The organism is Paenibacillus radicis (ex Gao et al. 2016), assembly GCF_014641555.1.
In the GTDB taxonomy this organism is placed as follows: Bacteria; Bacillota; Bacilli; order Paenibacillales; family Paenibacillaceae; genus Pristimantibacillus; species Pristimantibacillus radicis.
The window spans coordinates 26,461-42,226 of the sequence record NZ_BMHY01000008.1 but is presented as its reverse complement, the minus strand read 5'-3'; the positions used below and the strand labels follow the sequence as shown (position 1 = coordinate 42,226).

At 49.7% G+C, this 15,766-nt stretch carries 18 protein-coding genes; 3 read left to right on the top strand and 15 right to left on the bottom strand.

Annotated elements, in window-relative coordinates; translation table 11 throughout:
- Positions 1 to 82: 82 nt before the first annotated feature.
- From IEX98_RS19330 to IEX98_RS19295, 8 genes are all read right to left on the bottom strand, one after another.
- Entirely contained in the window at positions 83 to 937 is an 855-nt protein-coding gene (locus tag IEX98_RS19330; RefSeq protein WP_188890844.1) for an inositol monophosphatase family protein, read from the bottom strand.
- Between the two features lie 119 nt (positions 938 to 1,056).
- Positions 1,057 to 1,875, bottom strand: a complete 819-nt coding sequence (locus tag IEX98_RS19325; RefSeq protein WP_374705368.1) for a sulfite exporter TauE/SafE family protein — start codon at positions 1,873 to 1,875, stop codon at positions 1,057 to 1,059.
- A 67-nt stretch (positions 1,876 to 1,942) separates the two neighbouring features.
- Positions 1,943 to 2,968, bottom strand: coding sequence for a UV DNA damage repair endonuclease UvsE (gene uvsE, locus IEX98_RS19320; protein WP_188890842.1), 1,026 nt, complete (start codon positions 2,966 to 2,968; stop codon positions 1,943 to 1,945).
- A 3-nt stretch (positions 2,969 to 2,971) separates the two neighbouring features.
- Positions 2,972 to 3,289 carry a hypothetical protein gene (locus IEX98_RS19315; protein ID WP_188890841.1) on the bottom strand — a complete coding sequence of 106 codons (318 nt, stop codon included), beginning with the start codon at positions 3,287 to 3,289 and terminating at the stop codon, positions 2,972 to 2,974.
- Positions 3,290 to 3,310: 21 nt separating this feature from the next.
- Positions 3,311 to 4,420 carry a D-alanine--D-alanine ligase gene (locus tag IEX98_RS19310; protein ID WP_188890840.1) on the bottom strand — a complete coding sequence of 370 codons (1,110 nt, stop codon included), beginning with the start codon at positions 4,418 to 4,420 and terminating at the stop codon, positions 3,311 to 3,313.
- Positions 4,421 to 4,446: 26 nt separating this feature from the next.
- A complete protein-coding gene (locus tag IEX98_RS19305; protein ID WP_308421811.1) occupies positions 4,447 to 5,754 on the bottom strand; it encodes an amidase domain-containing protein in 1,308 nt (435 codons plus the stop codon).
- 131 nt (positions 5,755 to 5,885) lie between these two features.
- Positions 5,886 to 7,100, bottom strand: coding sequence for a flagellin lysine-N-methylase (gene fliB, locus IEX98_RS19300; RefSeq protein WP_188890839.1), 1,215 nt, complete (start codon positions 7,098 to 7,100; stop codon positions 5,886 to 5,888).
- Positions 7,101 to 7,322: 222 nt separating this feature from the next.
- The gene (locus tag IEX98_RS19295; RefSeq protein WP_188890838.1) at positions 7,323 to 8,066 is read right to left on the bottom strand and encodes an IclR family transcriptional regulator; all 744 of its coding nucleotides are present in this window, start codon (positions 8,064 to 8,066) and stop codon (positions 7,323 to 7,325) included.
- Positions 8,067 to 8,305: 239 nt separating this feature from the next.
- On the opposite strand from IEX98_RS19295, the gene IEX98_RS19290 reads away from it, so the two are divergent.
- Positions 8,306 to 9,397: an alpha/beta hydrolase gene (locus IEX98_RS19290; protein WP_188890837.1), complete on the top strand. Its 1,092-nt coding sequence runs from the start codon at positions 8,306 to 8,308 to the stop codon at positions 9,395 to 9,397.
- Positions 9,398 to 9,476: 79 nt separating this feature from the next.
- Here the strand turns inward: IEX98_RS19290 and folE are convergent, their stop codons facing one another.
- From folE to IEX98_RS19255, 7 genes are all read right to left on the bottom strand, one after another.
- The gene (folE, locus tag IEX98_RS19285; RefSeq protein WP_188890836.1) at positions 9,477 to 10,070 is read right to left on the bottom strand and encodes a GTP cyclohydrolase I FolE; all 594 of its coding nucleotides are present in this window, start codon (positions 10,068 to 10,070) and stop codon (positions 9,477 to 9,479) included.
- Between the two features lie 42 nt (positions 10,071 to 10,112).
- Positions 10,113 to 10,334 carry a YneF family protein gene (locus IEX98_RS19280; RefSeq protein ID WP_042167307.1) on the bottom strand — a complete coding sequence of 74 codons (222 nt, stop codon included), beginning with the start codon at positions 10,332 to 10,334 and terminating at the stop codon, positions 10,113 to 10,115.
- 195 nt (positions 10,335 to 10,529) lie between these two features.
- Positions 10,530 to 11,696, bottom strand: coding sequence for a tRNA epoxyqueuosine(34) reductase QueG (gene queG, locus IEX98_RS19275; RefSeq protein WP_188890835.1), 1,167 nt, complete (start codon positions 11,694 to 11,696; stop codon positions 10,530 to 10,532).
- A 54-nt stretch (positions 11,697 to 11,750) separates the two neighbouring features.
- A complete protein-coding gene (rnhA, locus tag IEX98_RS19270; protein ID WP_188890834.1) occupies positions 11,751 to 12,188 on the bottom strand; it encodes a ribonuclease HI in 438 nt (145 codons plus the stop codon).
- A 13-nt stretch (positions 12,189 to 12,201) separates the two neighbouring features.
- Positions 12,202 to 12,792 (bottom strand): signal peptidase I, encoded by a 591-nt coding sequence (gene lepB, locus IEX98_RS19265; protein WP_229692268.1) that lies wholly within the window; start codon positions 12,790 to 12,792, stop codon positions 12,202 to 12,204.
- Positions 12,770 to 13,333: a DUF402 domain-containing protein gene (locus IEX98_RS19260; protein ID WP_188890833.1), complete on the bottom strand. Its 564-nt coding sequence runs from the start codon at positions 13,331 to 13,333 to the stop codon at positions 12,770 to 12,772. Before IEX98_RS19260 ends, lepB begins: the two co-directional genes overlap by 23 nt.
- 114 nt (positions 13,334 to 13,447) lie before the next feature.
- Positions 13,448 to 13,870 carry a GNAT family N-acetyltransferase gene (locus IEX98_RS19255; RefSeq protein WP_188890832.1) on the bottom strand — a complete coding sequence of 141 codons (423 nt, stop codon included), beginning with the start codon at positions 13,868 to 13,870 and terminating at the stop codon, positions 13,448 to 13,450.
- A 356-nt stretch (positions 13,871 to 14,226) separates the two neighbouring features.
- Here IEX98_RS19255 and IEX98_RS19250 point away from each other — a divergent pair, with 356 nt between their 5' ends.
- Together IEX98_RS19250 and IEX98_RS19245 are read left to right on the top strand one after the other, a co-directional pair.
- A complete protein-coding gene (locus IEX98_RS19250; RefSeq protein ID WP_188890831.1) occupies positions 14,227 to 14,838 on the top strand; it encodes a superoxide dismutase in 612 nt (203 codons plus the stop codon).
- A gap of 150 nt (positions 14,839 to 14,988) precedes the next feature.
- Positions 14,989 to 15,729 (top strand): hypothetical protein, encoded by a 741-nt coding sequence (locus IEX98_RS19245; protein WP_188890830.1) that lies wholly within the window; start codon positions 14,989 to 14,991, stop codon positions 15,727 to 15,729.
- Positions 15,730 to 15,766 lie beyond the last annotated feature (37 nt).

Sequence of the window (15,766 nt, the reverse complement as noted above, 5' to 3'; positions counted from 1 at the left end):
TTCATATAAATAAAAGAGCACCCTTACGTTTTGATTAAACGCAGGGTGCTCTTTATTCACTATCCCTATTCCATTTTGCAAGCTATAACGTCGCCTCGGCCTTGTCCAAAGCTCCGACAAACTCATCATGAATTTTCCCATTGGATGCGACTACGTTGCGGACACCCAAATGGTAGGGCTGTCCGAGCGAATCGGTAACCGTGCCGCCCGATTCCTGAATGAGCAGCGAGCCTGCTGCCAAGTCCCAGCTGTTCAGCCCGATTTCCCAGAAACCGGACAACCTTCCGGCCGCCACATACGCCATATGCAGAGCCGCCGAACCGCCGGAACGGATATTGCGCACTTGTGGCGCAACGGCTTGCAAGCCCTTCATATTCAGGGGCAGCGCATACTGCTGATCTGCTGGAAAACCAGTAGCTATCAAGCTGGTTCTCAGCGTATCCTCGCCGGATACGCTCATTCGCTTGCCGTGAACGTAAGCGCCCTTGCCCTTCTCGGCCAAGAACAGCTCATCCTTCATCGGGTCGTATACGACGCCGACAATAACTTCGCCCCGGTAAGCAAGGGCAATCGACACGACAAAAAACGGAAAGCCATGGACGAAATTCGTCGTGCCGTCGATCGGATCAACGATCCACAAATATTCATTCTCCAGCTTGGACTCAAGCGCGCGAACCGAAGCTTCTGGCCCCGGTTCTACGCCCTCTTCCCCAAGAAAAGAATGATGCGGAAAATGAGTCAGGACCAACCGCTTGATCAGCGTCTCCGACCCTTTGTCCACTTCCGTTACAAGGTCGGTCGAGGAATATTTTATATCAAGCTTCTCATAATTGCCGAGCTTTGTCTTAATCCATTCGCCAGCCTTTGCCGCGCAGTTAATCGCTACGGCAGTAAAGCTTTTGCTGCCAATAATGGCTGCATCCTGCTGATCGCTCACTGTGCATCACACTACCTTCTACTTGTCTGAATAATTGAAAAAATAATAGTTATCGTATAGAAATACGAGATGAGGTCTCAAAAGTTTCGTAATTTGTCCCGTTATGGGATGGAAACAGGCTATAGCTCCATCCATCCCTCGATTATCAGCTGGCAAGCGAGCAGAAGCAGCGTAATCCGAAGCAGCCAAAGCAGCTTCTTCCCGCTCATGCGTCCTGCCACCCAGGCGCCAAGCTTGCCGCCTACCCAAGCGCCAGGCACCAGTGCAAGCAACAGCCAATAATTAATCTCCCCGAGCCAGCCGTGCATTCCGCTGCCCAATATGGAAGACAAGAAGATGACGAACATCGACGTTGCCGTCGCAAGATGCGGCGGAAAACGGAACAGCAGCACCATAACCGGCACAAACAGGGAGCCTCCGCCAATACCGAACAACCCGGATATTAGACCAACTGCGAAGCCAATAAGCAGCAGCGGCAGCAGTCCGTAACCATAAGTATGGACTTGTCCAGACGCATCCGTAATCGAACGCTCAATCGGCCATTGCCGCGTAACCGGTTTCATATAATCACGGGCGATAAGGAGTGCGGCCATGAGCAGCATAAAAATACCAAAGCTTAATGAAAAGGCTGCGCCTTGAAGCTTCCCCGTCAAAGCCGAGCCGATCATGGCGGCGGGTCCGCTTGTTATAAACAGCAGCAGCCCGCTGCGGAAATCGACGATCTTCTTCTTCGCATAGCTAAGTGTCGACGCAAGCGCAGTGACGATAAGCATCGTCAGGGAGGTGCCGACCGCCGTTGCATGATCGATCTCAGCGCCTATGAGCTGCGGTCCGAGAAGCATAAGCGCCGGCACGATAATAATGCCGCCCCCAAGGCCAACGATGCTGCCGAACATAGCTGCAACTACGCCTAGCAGGACAAGCAATATCCATTCCAGCAACTTCAATCCCCCGCTTTCTCAGCTCACGCATCACAAGCGCGCTTATTCCGATAAAACGAAACGGCTACAGCACCTCAATGCTGCCGCCGTCAATGACGCGGACGCCCTCGCCCAGCGCCTCTAATTCCTTCATATCCTCCATCAGCTTAAGCAAAGCCGCATCCTTGTGCTTTGCCTCCAGCATGCAATCAACACGGCTTGTCGAGCCTGCAATTTCCTGCAAAAAGCGAAGCAGCGGCCTAGCCTCCACGCCATCGGCATGACTTCTTCGTTCCGACTCGCTCTTCGGACTCGACGCATGGATTTTGGGCGGCAGCGCATCAGCGCCTTGCACAGAATCCCAGCCCAGCCTGTCCGCTTCCCGCTTCCAGGTGTCCAAGATCCGCTGCCACAGCTTGCCGGAAAGCTCGTCCCGCGAAATGCCGCCGTCATTGACATCATGGTGATGAATGTCCAGCACCATAGGGACGCCGACAGCTTCGGCCGCTTCAAGCGTCTCCACAACATTAAACGTCTTGTCGTCGTTTTCAAGCGTGACCCGGTTGCGGAGCCGCGGCGCAAGTGCCCCAAACTGCTGCACGAAACGCTCTCCGGCTACGACTTTGTCGCCGTAGGCTCCGCCAATATGAATATTGTTCTTTACCGTCTCCGGCAAACCCATCGCTTCAATCATTCGCACATGGTAGTCCAGGTCCTTCTCTGAATTGATCAGGACTTCCGGACGGGGCGTGCTGAATACGCAAAAATGGTCGGGATGGAAGGAAACCCGAATACCCGTTTTTTGCACATATTCACCCACTTCGGTAAAGGCAGACTGCAGCTCCGGATACGGATTCCAATCGGCCAATCCATTATGCGTTGCCAGTGGAATGATTTTGGAGGTCAACCGGTGCAGCCGAATATCATTCTCCGTGGCATGTCTTAGAATACGAAGCGTATTGTGCAAATTATCTTTGGCGATCTGCTCGAGCCTGCGTATTGCCGCTTCCCGATCCGGCAGCTTGGCGAAATTGGTATAGGTCATTGTACGGGAAGGCGAGGCGTTCTCGAGCAATAAGCTCATGGCGACGAAGCCGAATCTGACGATCATATGCTACTCACGCTCTCCGAAAAACATTTCGAATGCCAGTGCCGTTTGGACACGGGCTTCTTCCTCTGTCAGCTTTCTGACTAATTCCATCTCTACTTCGGTAATCTCTTCGCCTTGAAAGTTAATTTCCGCAATAGAAGCCAGAATACGAACAATTGCAATCGCTTCATTGTTTGGTGTGTAAGCGATCACCTTCTGGCCGGTTGGAAAGACCCGGAAACCGCTCTTTACCATTTTACCCCGACCATATTCCAACAATTCATAAAGCTCTTGTTCTGATTTGAATTTACAAACGGAATTAAACTCTGTTGCAAAACCCATCCCTAGCTTCCTCCTCTAATGTTAATTGCCGCTTCCGCCGTAATCGATAGTCTGCTTGTCGGCATAACGCCTCAGCGCAAGCTCGATCAGCTTATCGAGCAGCTCCCGGTACGGCAATCCGGTTTCCTTCCACATCAGCGGATACATGCTGAAAGGGGTAAAGCCCGGCAACGTATTTACTTCGTTAATAAACAGCTGTCCATCCGATTTACGCAAGAAAAAATCGACCCGGGACAACCCCGATCCGTCGATTGCCAGAAAAGCCTGAACGGCCATTTCGCGAATGTTCTCCGTTACCGAAGATGGCAATAAAGCCGGAATCTGCATCGTCGACTTGCCATCGATATACTTCGCTTTATAGTCGTAAAATTCGTTGGAAGGTGCGATTTCACCTGACACAGAAGCCTTCGGCTCGTCATTGCCAAGCACGCTTACCTCAATCTCGCGGGCGTCGACGAACTCTTCAATGACCACCTTACGGTCGAACCGGAATGCATGGTCAACGGCTGCAATGAGCTCCTCGCGATTTTTTGCTTTAGAAATGCCGACGCTGGAACCAAGGTTAGCTGGTTTAATAAAGCAAGGATAACCTAGCGACACCTCGACCTCCATAATGAAGAAAGCAGAGTCCTTCTCCCACTGCGTCCGGTTAAAGTAGCGGAAGATGCATTGCGGCAGCCCTTCGTAGGCGAATACCTTCTTCATCGTGATCTTGTCCATGCCAACTGCGGAAGCAAGAACGCCCGCTCCCACGTAAGGGATGTTGGCCATCTCGAGCAGTCCCTGAATCGTGCCGTCCTCGCCAAATGTACCGTGGAGCAGCGGGAATACGACGTCAATCGGCGAGCTGCCTGCCGCCCCTGCCCCTAACCGATCGAATAGCGGAGCAAGCGGAAACGCAGCTGAGGCTGCACTTTGCACAGCCGTCAGCTTCATCTCGTCGATGCTGCCAGGTCTGGCAATTAGAATTTGTCCCCGTCTCCATTCGCCAAGCTTCGTTATATAAAAAGGGGTAATTTCGTATTTAGCATAATCAAACTCGCCAGCTACTGCAAACGCGGTTTGAAGGGATACATCATGTTCCCCGGACTTTCCCCCGTAAACGAGTCCTACATGCACTTTCTTCCCCATGGACGCTCCTCCGGAATCTATATTTTTTATAATAGGTCCGCTATATGAAAAAAACGATATTTCGTTTGTTCCGTCCATGCGTAGGAATCCCGGTAATCCCAGTAGCGATGCCTGCTCGGCACCGTATTGGCATTAACGAGCGGCATGCCTGCCGCATCGAAAGCAGTCACGATCGTGCTATGCTCGAAGCGTCCGTCGCCGTTCCAGTCATACGTAATGATGTCGCCAAGCTGAAGCTCCTCAGCAGAATTTACAACACTGCCGCGCATGCCCGAGCTGCGCGGTGCAGTCAAGTAATTGGCCAGCGCATTCGATACGGACCAGCTGTAGCTCCACCACTCGCCGCCTTTGTTGCGGCCTTTGTACCACCAGCCGCTGCTTCTTTTACCAGTATAGTTCATTGGGCCATTGCCTGCAAAGATCGCCTGTGAGGTATAGTTGGTGCAATTCACCTCAAACTCCTCGTAGGCAGGGTTAGGCTGATTCCACCACTGATCCGCATAAGCGGCGGCCAAATCCCTCCGGTAAGGGATACCCGCTTGCCGATGCTTCAACTGCGGAAACAGCTCGTAGTTGAGAAACGGAGTGGAACGGACGAGCGACTGGCTCTCCGCCACATAGTCTTCTGCTTCCTCAAAGCCGCTAGCATATTCAGAAATGCCAAAACGCGGCCTTCTCTCGCCAATGACAGGTTCGATACGGACAATTTGCCAGTAGCCTCCGGATTGAGCGAGCCACAGCCGCTCGCACTCTGCTCTTTCCTCAATATAGTAAAGTCCGGACTGCTCCATCTGCCGTTTAATATGCAGCTTCACAAGGACGGAAACCTCGGTTGCCGATTCATTCACGCGCACAAGCTCCGCCTTCGTCTCTCCGCGGGAAGGCAAGCAGCCGCGCAACAAGTCTCTCTGGCGCAGCCTTTGCAATCTGCCGTGCATTCTTGTGCAATGATCCTGGTCGGACACATAACCGTCTATGGCAGCGACATGCTGCTCCGTCTCTGCTTGATTGTACAGACTCACATATTGGTGAATCGCCGATTTCCAGCCGTCATGCCGGTCCCGGCTGCCGTCGATATAATCTGAAGAACGCAGAAGAGAGGTTAGTTTGGACGCCGCCCTTTGGTCGATAGCAGCCGCCTCTTGTTTATCCGCTGGCAGCTTTGCCTGCTTGGGCTGCGGCTTCACCGGCTTGGCTTGCTGCTGCGGCTGCGGCTGTGGCTGTGGAACTGGCGACAGCGGCGATTGATTCGCAGCTGTCCCTCTTAACAACGGCTGCTTTGGCTGCCGGTCCATGCGGCCGCCCGTTCCTTGCTTGACCGTTCGCGAAGACATAGCTATCCCTCCCAATCCTCATTAGCTGGTTCATTATATGAAGGAATCGGATGGGCTATTCGTTTACAAATGGAAGGCCTGCCCAGTTTCCCGGGCAGGCCTTCTCAGTTTAGTGAAAATATTCTATTACCTTATTTAATCAATAGCGACATGTAACCCAGCGAATTATATTGGCTTGTTTTCACTTTGTCATAGATTGTATTGATGAACTTATTTGAGAATTTATAGTTCTTTGTATAAGATTGAATTAATTTTACTACATGATCACAATTCAAGTCTTTTTGTTCAGATGCAATGCCAACCAAATGCAGTTTGATAAGTGCATAATCTATTACCATTTTGATATAAAAATCAAAGAATTTTTCTCCACTGAGTATAGAGTCACCAAGAAATTGATAAATATAATTTTTTATATAATTCTCCATAACATGAGGGCTGTCGCTCAAGAAGGTATCTAAGAAATCGCTTTTGCAATCTTTATATGTATTAACATAATCCTCTAACAAAGTATTGTTCAGTTGGATTCCTCGCATATAAGAATTAACACATTCGGTATATCTTTTATTCCAGATAAACGCTTTTAAGTTTTCCATTAGCGTATTATGTAAGTACTCAAATTGAAACGCATCGTCCTGCGGAAACGCATCGTAGTCACGAAGTTCCGAATTATTTTCGACTTCTGCCTTAAACTCATTTATAAAGGCTGGAAGTTTAGCATATTGCTTACCCTCCTGAAAATCGTCTGCATTGTCAAAGAATACGCCAAGCAGGATAAGACGATGCTGGAAAGAAAAACGCCTGTCGTTTATCACATCGTATGCAAGATATCTTACTTCATCTATTGCATTATTTTTGTGTTCTTTATAATTAATCGTATCAACCTTAAGGTTAGGAGTCGATGGTTTAAATGTTTTGTCAAAATTCATCGCGTTCGGATTAAGTAGTAAAGCACGTGAGATTTCAGGGCAGGACAAAACAGCAGAAATTTCAGTAGTACTCCCCACATTATTAAGTACCCTTGGATATGTAGAGCAGGTTTGAGACAAGTATTCTTCTCCAAGCGTAGTTTGGATTGAACATAGTCCATTGCAAAGCATAGAGCAGTTTCCAGTCTTCTCATTCATAACAAAAGAAGCATAGTTCGATCCGCTTTTATTGACCTGTATATTCTTTATCAAAGATTCCTTAAAACTTGAATCCGCAATATTTTGATATTTTTCATACGTATCCTTGTTTATTGAAACTTCCCACAAGGAACAGCATGTATCTTCGCAATCTGAGCCAATACATTGAAATTTTTTTATATATTCTGGTGTAAGGTACGTCAATGTTTGCAAGGCCTCCACATGCTCGCTCTCCTTATAATTATACTTGGAATCCACCGTTGATGAGAGTAAGTGACAACGCCACTCGTCACTATCGATTAAGCCCCAATCAAGGAACTAAATAAAAGAGATTGTTTGAATTTTTATGGCTCAGCGAAAATACAACCATCTAAACACCTTAAAAAGGTATAAGCGCTGTGTAGGATAATTACACAGCGCACCATAACTTCACAAAAAAATAGATTAACGAAGCATCGTTCCCATTCGTTTGGCAGATTCCATGAGCAGGGGCGCATATTCGCGCATCATCTCAATCGTCAGCCTGCTGGACGGGCCGGAAAGCGAAAGGGCCGCCGACAGATCGCCATTGCGATTGAAGATTGGCGCCGACAAAGCAGCTACGCCCGGCTCGCGCTCCTCAAAGCTTGTCGCATACCCTTGGGCAAGAATTTCCTCCAGTTGCTCCTGATACTGCTCCAAGTCTATAATGGCCGGCCAAGACGGATCACCGATGATCCGTTCTCGGACGATACGATCCGCATAAGCGATCAGCACCTTGCTGGATGCCCCGGCATATAACGGCAGCCTTGCGCCAACAGGCGCTACCCGGCGTACGGGCTGGTTGCTCTGCACCGCCTGAATGCGAATCCGCTCCTGTCCATCACGCACATAGATGCTGACCGTCTCGCCCAATTGGTCGCGCAGCCGTTCCATCTCAGGCTGCCAGATAATAGCTGGTTCATCAGTCCCAGACAAATGGGCGGACAACTCCCACACTCGAATACCTAAATGATAACGATCGGAAATTGGGTCCCGCTCGACGAAACCCTTATCCTCCAGCGTAGCTAGCATCCGATGCACGGTGCTTTTATGAAGCCCGACCTTGTCGGCAATTTCAGTCATGGCCAGATTCGTTCCCGTCGTAAAACAAAGCAATATATCAAGCGCACGGTCAACCGCGCGCACATGCGATTTGCCTTCTTCCATCCTTGCCGCACCTCCTCTGACCATCACTGTTCATTCGTTCCGGACAGTGAAAATGATTCTCGTTCAGTATACCCCAATCCTATCTCACCCGTAAAGAAAAGTTACTTCATTACAGCATCATTACAACTGTTTAACATTACGTCGACATCAATTGACAGGCCTAATCTATCGGAATACGATAAAAGTACTAGATCCTTTGAAGCGTTTTCACACATTCATCATGCAGGGAGGACAACGACATGAGCACAACCATTATGACGCCGATCCCGCTGGAAAGCGGCTTCCCCCAAGTGCTTCAGCCTTTCCCGCCGATCGACGGCCTGCTGAACCGTCAGCGTCCGCAAGCGAGATCGCGGCGCTATCATTTGCTCACCGCATGGACAGCCGCGATTGCGGCTATGTGCCTGCTCCTTGTCGTTGTTTTTCATGGTTATGTTGCATGGATGCTTGCCCACCCTTATGTGGCGCCGCTTACGTCCAATCCGAAAGATGCTATCGGGCTTGACTATGAAGATATCGTCATCCCCAGCCATAGCGGCAAAACGATGGTCAGCGGCTGGTATGTTCCGGCAGCCGGCGATTCCGCTGATGTAACGCTGGCCTCATCTGCTAATGCTTCATCCGTCTCTTCAAACCGTACCGTCGTATTCAGCCATGGCTATGGGGCTAATCGGGAAGAGACATGGGTTCCGATGTATGATTTAACGAATCTGCTGCATAGTCTGCACTACAATGTAGTTCTTTTCGACTACGGCTATGCATCCTATGAATATAAAGCACCGGCTACAGGCGGATTGGAAGAATCGCAGCAGCTGCTCGCAGCCGTCGATTACGCCAAATCCCGCGGCGCGGAAGAGATCGTTGTATGGGGCTTCTCGATGGGAGCAGGCACTGCGCTCCAAGCAGCGCTGCAAACCGATGATATCGATGCGATGATACTCGATAGTCTGTTTCTCGCGAGCCCCGATACTTTGTACAATAATGTGAAGCAAATCGTAGACTTGCCGCGCTTCCCATCCATGACCTTGATTGAATCGATGATGCCAATCTGGTCCGGCGCCAGCTTGAAACAAATTCCGGTTGACCGCATTATGGATAGCAAAGGCTATAACATCCCGCTTTATATTATCCATGGCACAAGCGATGCCAAAGCGCCATATCAAACGGCAGAGACAATTGCCGCGGAGCAAAGCAACCCGCTATCCCGCTCGTGGATCGTTCCGCGCGGTCAGCATGAGATGCTGTTCCGGGAATATCCGAACGAATATATTCAACGCGCAGCCTTATTCTTAAGCCAGGTCAATCAAACCTTTGTTTCCGATTCCGTATAATAGCAACTGAACAAAAGAACCGCTGTTCTCCCCGCTTTGTAAAGCGGGAGGGACAACGGTCCTTTTTGTGTTCCTTGCGTTAGTCTTTAATTAAGGATAAAAATTCCGAGCGAAGCGCCGGATTGGAACGGAATTCGCCGCGTACCGCTGATGTAATCGTCTTGCTGCCCGGTTTTTTTACGCCGCGCGAACACATGCACAGATGCTCACCTTCTACAACAATCATGATGCCATGCGGATGAAGCTCTTCCTCCATCACATTCGCAATCTGCGTCGTAATTCGCTCCTGTACTTGCAAACGACGCGTTACCGCTTCAACGAGTCGGGCAAATTTGCTTAATCCGGCGATCTTGCCGCTTGGAAGATAGCCAATATGCACTTTGCCAAAAAATGGAGCCATATGATGCTCGCATTGGCTATAGTAGACAATATCTTTTACAATGACCAATTCTTCATGCTGCTCGTCGAAAGTGACGCCCAACACTTCACGCGGCTCTACCTCATAACCAGCAAAAATCTCCTCGTACATCCGAGTAACACGAGCAGGCGTCTCATGCAGCCCTTCACGTTCCACGTCTTCGCCAATCAGCTTCAATATCTCTTTCACGTGATGCTCGATTTGCTCCCGGTTACGAGACACAGCCGAATTGACGTAATCCTTTCTTCCCGCCATTTCCGCATTCTCCTCTCCGGCTACCTCTCACGAATTGCGCTATTATCTACGCGGCGCTTTTTGATTTTTCATCATGTGCTGCGCACGCTGCATTTGCTGCTTATTCAAGTTGTAGCCCATTTGCTTCGCCATCTTCTGAATCATTTCCGGATCGCTTTGCATCCGCTCAAGCTGCCGGCGCAAATAGAAAACGCCGCCAAAAAATCCGCCAACCGCCCCTACGATCAACGTAACAATCGGAATAATATAACTCCATACTCCCATTAATAATTCACCTGACCCTTTCCCGCTATAAACTCTCTTATGTCTGTAATAATGTCCCCTATAATAGCATGGAAAGCAAGCCTTCGCAAACAGCGGTATAAAAGTAAATATTACTAGCTTTATCTGCTGTTTCGAAACACCAGCCCGCAGTCTCTAGCCAGGTCTATCGCATTTCTTATCCATAATCTTCTACTATTAAATCTCTACGGTTGTCTCAGCAGCTTCAAGAGCAGCAATCGCTCGCTCAATATAGACCTTTGCCTCCTCATCGCTCTCAAGAGGCAGTGCCTCGCGCAAAGCGGCTTCTGCTTCTTCTCCGCCGATACGGCCAAGCGACCATGCAGCTGTGCCTCTAAGCACTGGCCTCGGGTCCTGCCGCAGCACCTGCTCCAAATCTTTCACCGCGCTTTTCTCTTTGAAGTTGCCGAGTGCAATAACCGCGTTCCGCTGAATCGGCTTCTTGCCCCGCCATGCCGAAGACGTGCTGCCGTATTTCTCTTTGAACTCCCTGTTGCCAATCGTCAGCAGCGGAACAAGCAAAGGCTTCACCTGCTCATGATCCGGCTGGAGCTCCGGCTGATGCGTCCAGTTTTTCCCTCTATTGACGGGACAGACGGTCTGGCAAGTATCACAGCCATAGAGCCGGTTGCCGATCTTACGCATGAACTCGTCCGGTACAAACTCCTTGGTCTGCGTTACAAAAGAAATACAACGCTTGGAATCGAGTTGTCCAGGGCCAACTAACGCCCCGGTTGGACAAGAATCAATACACTTGGTGCACTCGCCGCAGCCCTCTGTAACAGGCTTGTCCGGCGGAAGCGGCAAATTCGTAATCATTTCGCCCAAATAAATCCAGGAGCCTAGCTCATGCGACATGATCATGCAATTCTTGGCGCCCCAACCGATGCCCGCCCGCTCCGCAACCGCGCGATCGGACAACGCCCCCGTATCGACCATGCTCTCGACCCGCAGCTCAGGAACCCGCTCGCGCAGCCAGTTCTCCAGCTTTGCCAGCCGGTCGCGCAGCACCTTATGATAGTCTTCGCCCCACGAAGCCCGGGCGAGAATACCCCGTCTTGCGCCGGGCTCAGATTTGGGCGGGTTATGCAGCTTGGAAGGATAGGCAATTGCAATCGCAATGATGGATTGCGGATTATCGAAGAGAAGAGCCGGATTGGTCCGTTTGTCCAAATCCGGTTCTTCGAAGCCCGATTCACGTCCCAGCTCACGGTGGCGAATCAAGATTTGCTTCAGCGACGTGAACGGATCTGCGGAGGTTATGCCGATTTTATCGATACCAAGCGACCTTGCCGCTTCATTCATCTCTTCTTTTAGCCGCGTCCAGCGATCCTTGTCTGTCATCCCTATCCCTCCTTGCCTGCGACATCCAACTGCTCAATAGAATGGCTTTAACGTTTAAGCGAGCCGTTTAATCGCCCCGCGGGCCAGCTCATCGCAGCGGTTATTCCATTCATTGTCGCTATGTCCCTTAACCTTAATGTAAGTTACCTCATGAAGCTTCATCAGCTCCCACAAGCTTTTCCACAAATCCTGATTTTCCACCGGCTCCTTCTTGCTGTTGCGCCAGCCATTGCGCAGCCACCCGTGAATCCAGCCCTTCTGAAAGCAATTGACTACATAAGCCGAATCGCTATAGACACTCACTTTGCAGGGCTCCTTCAACAGCCGCAGCGCTTCAATAACAGCTGCAATTTCCATCCGGTTGTTCGTCGTCTGCTTTTCTCCGCCGGAAATTTCTTTCTGATGCGGCCCGTAGAACAGCACTGCACCCCAGCCGCCCGGCCCGGGATTGCCCGAGCAAGCGCCGTCCGTATAGATCATAACGTCCTTCATTCGCCGACATCCTTTACAAAGCTTTGAGCTGGCCCAGCGGCCACACGATAAAATCTGCTCTTCCCCGAATGGTCGATTCCTTCACCGTTCCAAAAATCCGGCTATCCTTACTCGCCCTCGCATGCCGGTTGTCTCCCATAACAAAGTAAGAATCCTTAGCCAGCTGAATCGGCATAAAGTCCAGATCCTCAATAGCCGAATCAATATATGTTTCTTCTACTAGCTCTCCGTTGCGGTAGAGCTCTTTATTGAATATTTCAAGCCGGTCTCCAGGTACGCCGACAATCCGTTTGACGAGCAGTTCCTCTTTGTCGCCGTAAGTCATCGGATCTTCCAGAATGACAATGTCGCCTACCTTCGGTTTTCCCAGCATGTATACAATTTTATTGACAAACAGCCATTCACGCTCATGCAGCGTAGGCTCCATGGAATGTCCTTGAACGGTCGACAGATTGAATACAAACAAATGAAGCACCATAACGATAGCAAAAGAAACCACGATCGTCTTCGTCCAATCCCACAGCTCTTTCAGCCACGCAGGCTTTGGCGCCGTATTTTCCGGTGAGGAGACATCCATTCGCTTAACCCTCGCTTTCGCTTTCATCAAACTGTTCGTCCCATTCCTTATAATAAGCTAACACCTGGCTTTCCTGAAATGGAGCTTGCCCCAAATCAATACGCAGCAGAAGCGATTTTAGTCCCTGACAGACCAGATCGTCGACTCTCTTCGGATAATGATAAGCGAGCTTATGCAGCTCATACTCATCCTGATCCACGATATGCCGGCTGCCGTCGATGGTACGGATCACATCAAGATCATAGTCGATATACGTCAATACATCCCCTTGCATAAATGGCGGCGATGCAATGTTGCAATAGTAACGAATACCCGCATCCTCCAGCAATGCAACGACATTATACCATTCCCCGGGGATAAAAAAAGAAACGGCCGGCACTCGGCTAATCCATAGCTTGCCGTCAGCTTCCTGAATCGGTGTCTGGCGATTGATGAGCACAATCATATCCTCATCCCTCTGCGCAGCGGCAAGACGCTCTTTGGGCACAAGCCAATTGCGCTGCCAAGTCCGATGCAGATGTCCGTCATGCTTAAAGCTTTTAATGACACAGTGCCGGTATATGTTCATGCCGCTCTCCTCGTACTTGTTTGCTATATAAATAGAAAAGCATATCTCACCGCCAAAAGCAATGGCGGTACAGATATGCTCTGCACATATGGCTATTCGCGGTAACGAAACCGCTTAGCCTGCAATAATACTCAATTTTTGGAAGGAACGATAAAAATCGTTCGAGGCATAGCCCATTGCTTCATACAGCGGAAGCACCGGTTCATTGTATTCGTCAGCTGTTATCAATATCTTCATAACATTACGCTGTTCGAAGCGCTGACGCAAAGATTGGATAAGCGCCTTGCCGATTCCTCTCCGTTGATGGCTAGGAAGGACGGCAATACGATAATAGTAACCTTTGTTATTATCTATTGTACCGATAATCATACCTACAATCTCCGACTGTTCGACAGCGACAAGTACCAATTCGCTGTCCCATGACAATTGACGTGCAAAAGCTTCCATCGTTTGCTCGTAACACTCCTCGGTAAGTACATCTTCAAGAAGTGCCGTTAGTGGTCTGTAGTCCGATAACTGGAAGGAACGAACGTTCATTACATATACACCTTCTATACCTTGTCATAGTGCTGCAAGTATATAAAATACGACATGAAAAAACGATTTCCTGCTTAAAAATTTAAAAAAACTTAAAAATTTTAAATAAATTCTCGAATATTTCGTGAAAACGCTTTATATTAAGCGCTTACAATGATATTATTTCATGTTTTCTCATGTTTTGACTGAAATGCTCGCGATATTGCATAAATGCTTCAAAATCATGCCATTCTAATGATGTTATCCGCCCTTTTACCTAGCTCCGACTTTTTCAACATAAATGTTGATTTATTCACTCGGATAAGGGATAATAATTGAAGAGATCTACATATCTACTAATTAGGAGGCTGTTAACTATGGCACATCAACTACCTGCTCTGCAATATGCAAACAACGCACTGGAACCGCATATCGATGCGTTGACGATGGAGATTCACCACGACCGTCACCACAATGCTTATGTGACGAACCTGAATGCTGCTCTGGAATCCGCTCCTGAGCTGCAAGACAAATCGCTGGAAGAACTGCTTGCCAACAACCTGGCAATCGTTCCTGAAGCAATCCGCACAGCTGTACGCAACAATGGCGGCGGCCATGCGAACCACTCCCTGTTCTGGGAAGTTATCGGACCAAACGGCGGCGGCGCTCCTACTGGCGCTCTTGCAGCAGCAATTGAAAGCGAACTGGGCGGCTTCGAAACGTTCAAAGCTGACTTTGCTAAAGCAGCAACTACTCGTTTCGGCAGCGGCTGGGCATGGCTCTCCGTGAAAGACGGCAAACTGAAAGTATCCAGCTTGCCTAACCAAGACAGCCCGATCTTCGAAGGCGAAACACCTTTGCTTGGTCTGGACGTTTGGGAGCATGCTTACTACCTGAACTACCAAAACAAACGCCCTGATTACATCGCGGCGTTCTGGAACGTAGTGAACTGGGCTGAAGTTGGCAAACGCTACGAAGCAGCTCTGTAATATTAGCTAATAACTGAAGCGGCGCTTTCTCCTCGGAGAAAGCGCCGCTTTTTTTCTGCTTTGACAGCCATGCACAGGGATAGGCATCTGCCGCATATGATGGATGAGGATAAACGCCTAATCTGCAATGTGAAGGAGTCTGACTGTTGCATGAGATATACTTACAAGTACATTAATACACTGGACGGAAGCGTCGTGAAGGATTGCGGCTGCGGCGGGCCGCGCATGCTTTCACCAGGCGGCCCTGCCATGGGAATGCCTCCTCTGGGACAGGGGATGCTGCCTCAAGGACCAGGTGCAGGTCAATTTGTTCCTGGACCAGGCGGAGGATTTCCAGCGGGCCATGGTCATTTTCCTCCTGGACATGGACAATTCCCTCCTGGACATGGTCATTTCCCGCCAGGACCTGGACCGTTTCCTCCGGGGCCTTTCCCCTTTCCGTTTCCGCTTCCCGTTCCATTCCCCGTTCCCGGCCCTTTCCCGGTTGGCTCGGTTAACGTCTGGATAAACGGCGGAAGCTTTTTCCCTAACGTAACACAGGGCTACCGTATTCCATATCGTCCGGGGCTGTCGATCTTCCAGGCGCTTTCCGCCACAGGTGTCGTTCAGTTCTCTTTCAATGGTCAAATCGAATCCGTCAGCGGCATTCCAATTGGCGGGCCGATCGGCTATATCCTGCGCCTCAATGGACGTATCATCCCGACTACCCTGCTGAACTTCCCGCTCCAATTGAACGACAGCGTCACGCTGGAGCTGCAGTATGCACCATCCGGACGCCCGGATGACGAGGAGCTTGCCGATATTTCCGACGTGTCGCTCAGCTCGGTCAAGAAAAAGAAGGGTAATCAAGCGGTGTATGATGAAGTGGAAATAGGAACCGATGAACTATAAATCATAACAAAAAGAAAGTGCAGGTAAACTCGTCACA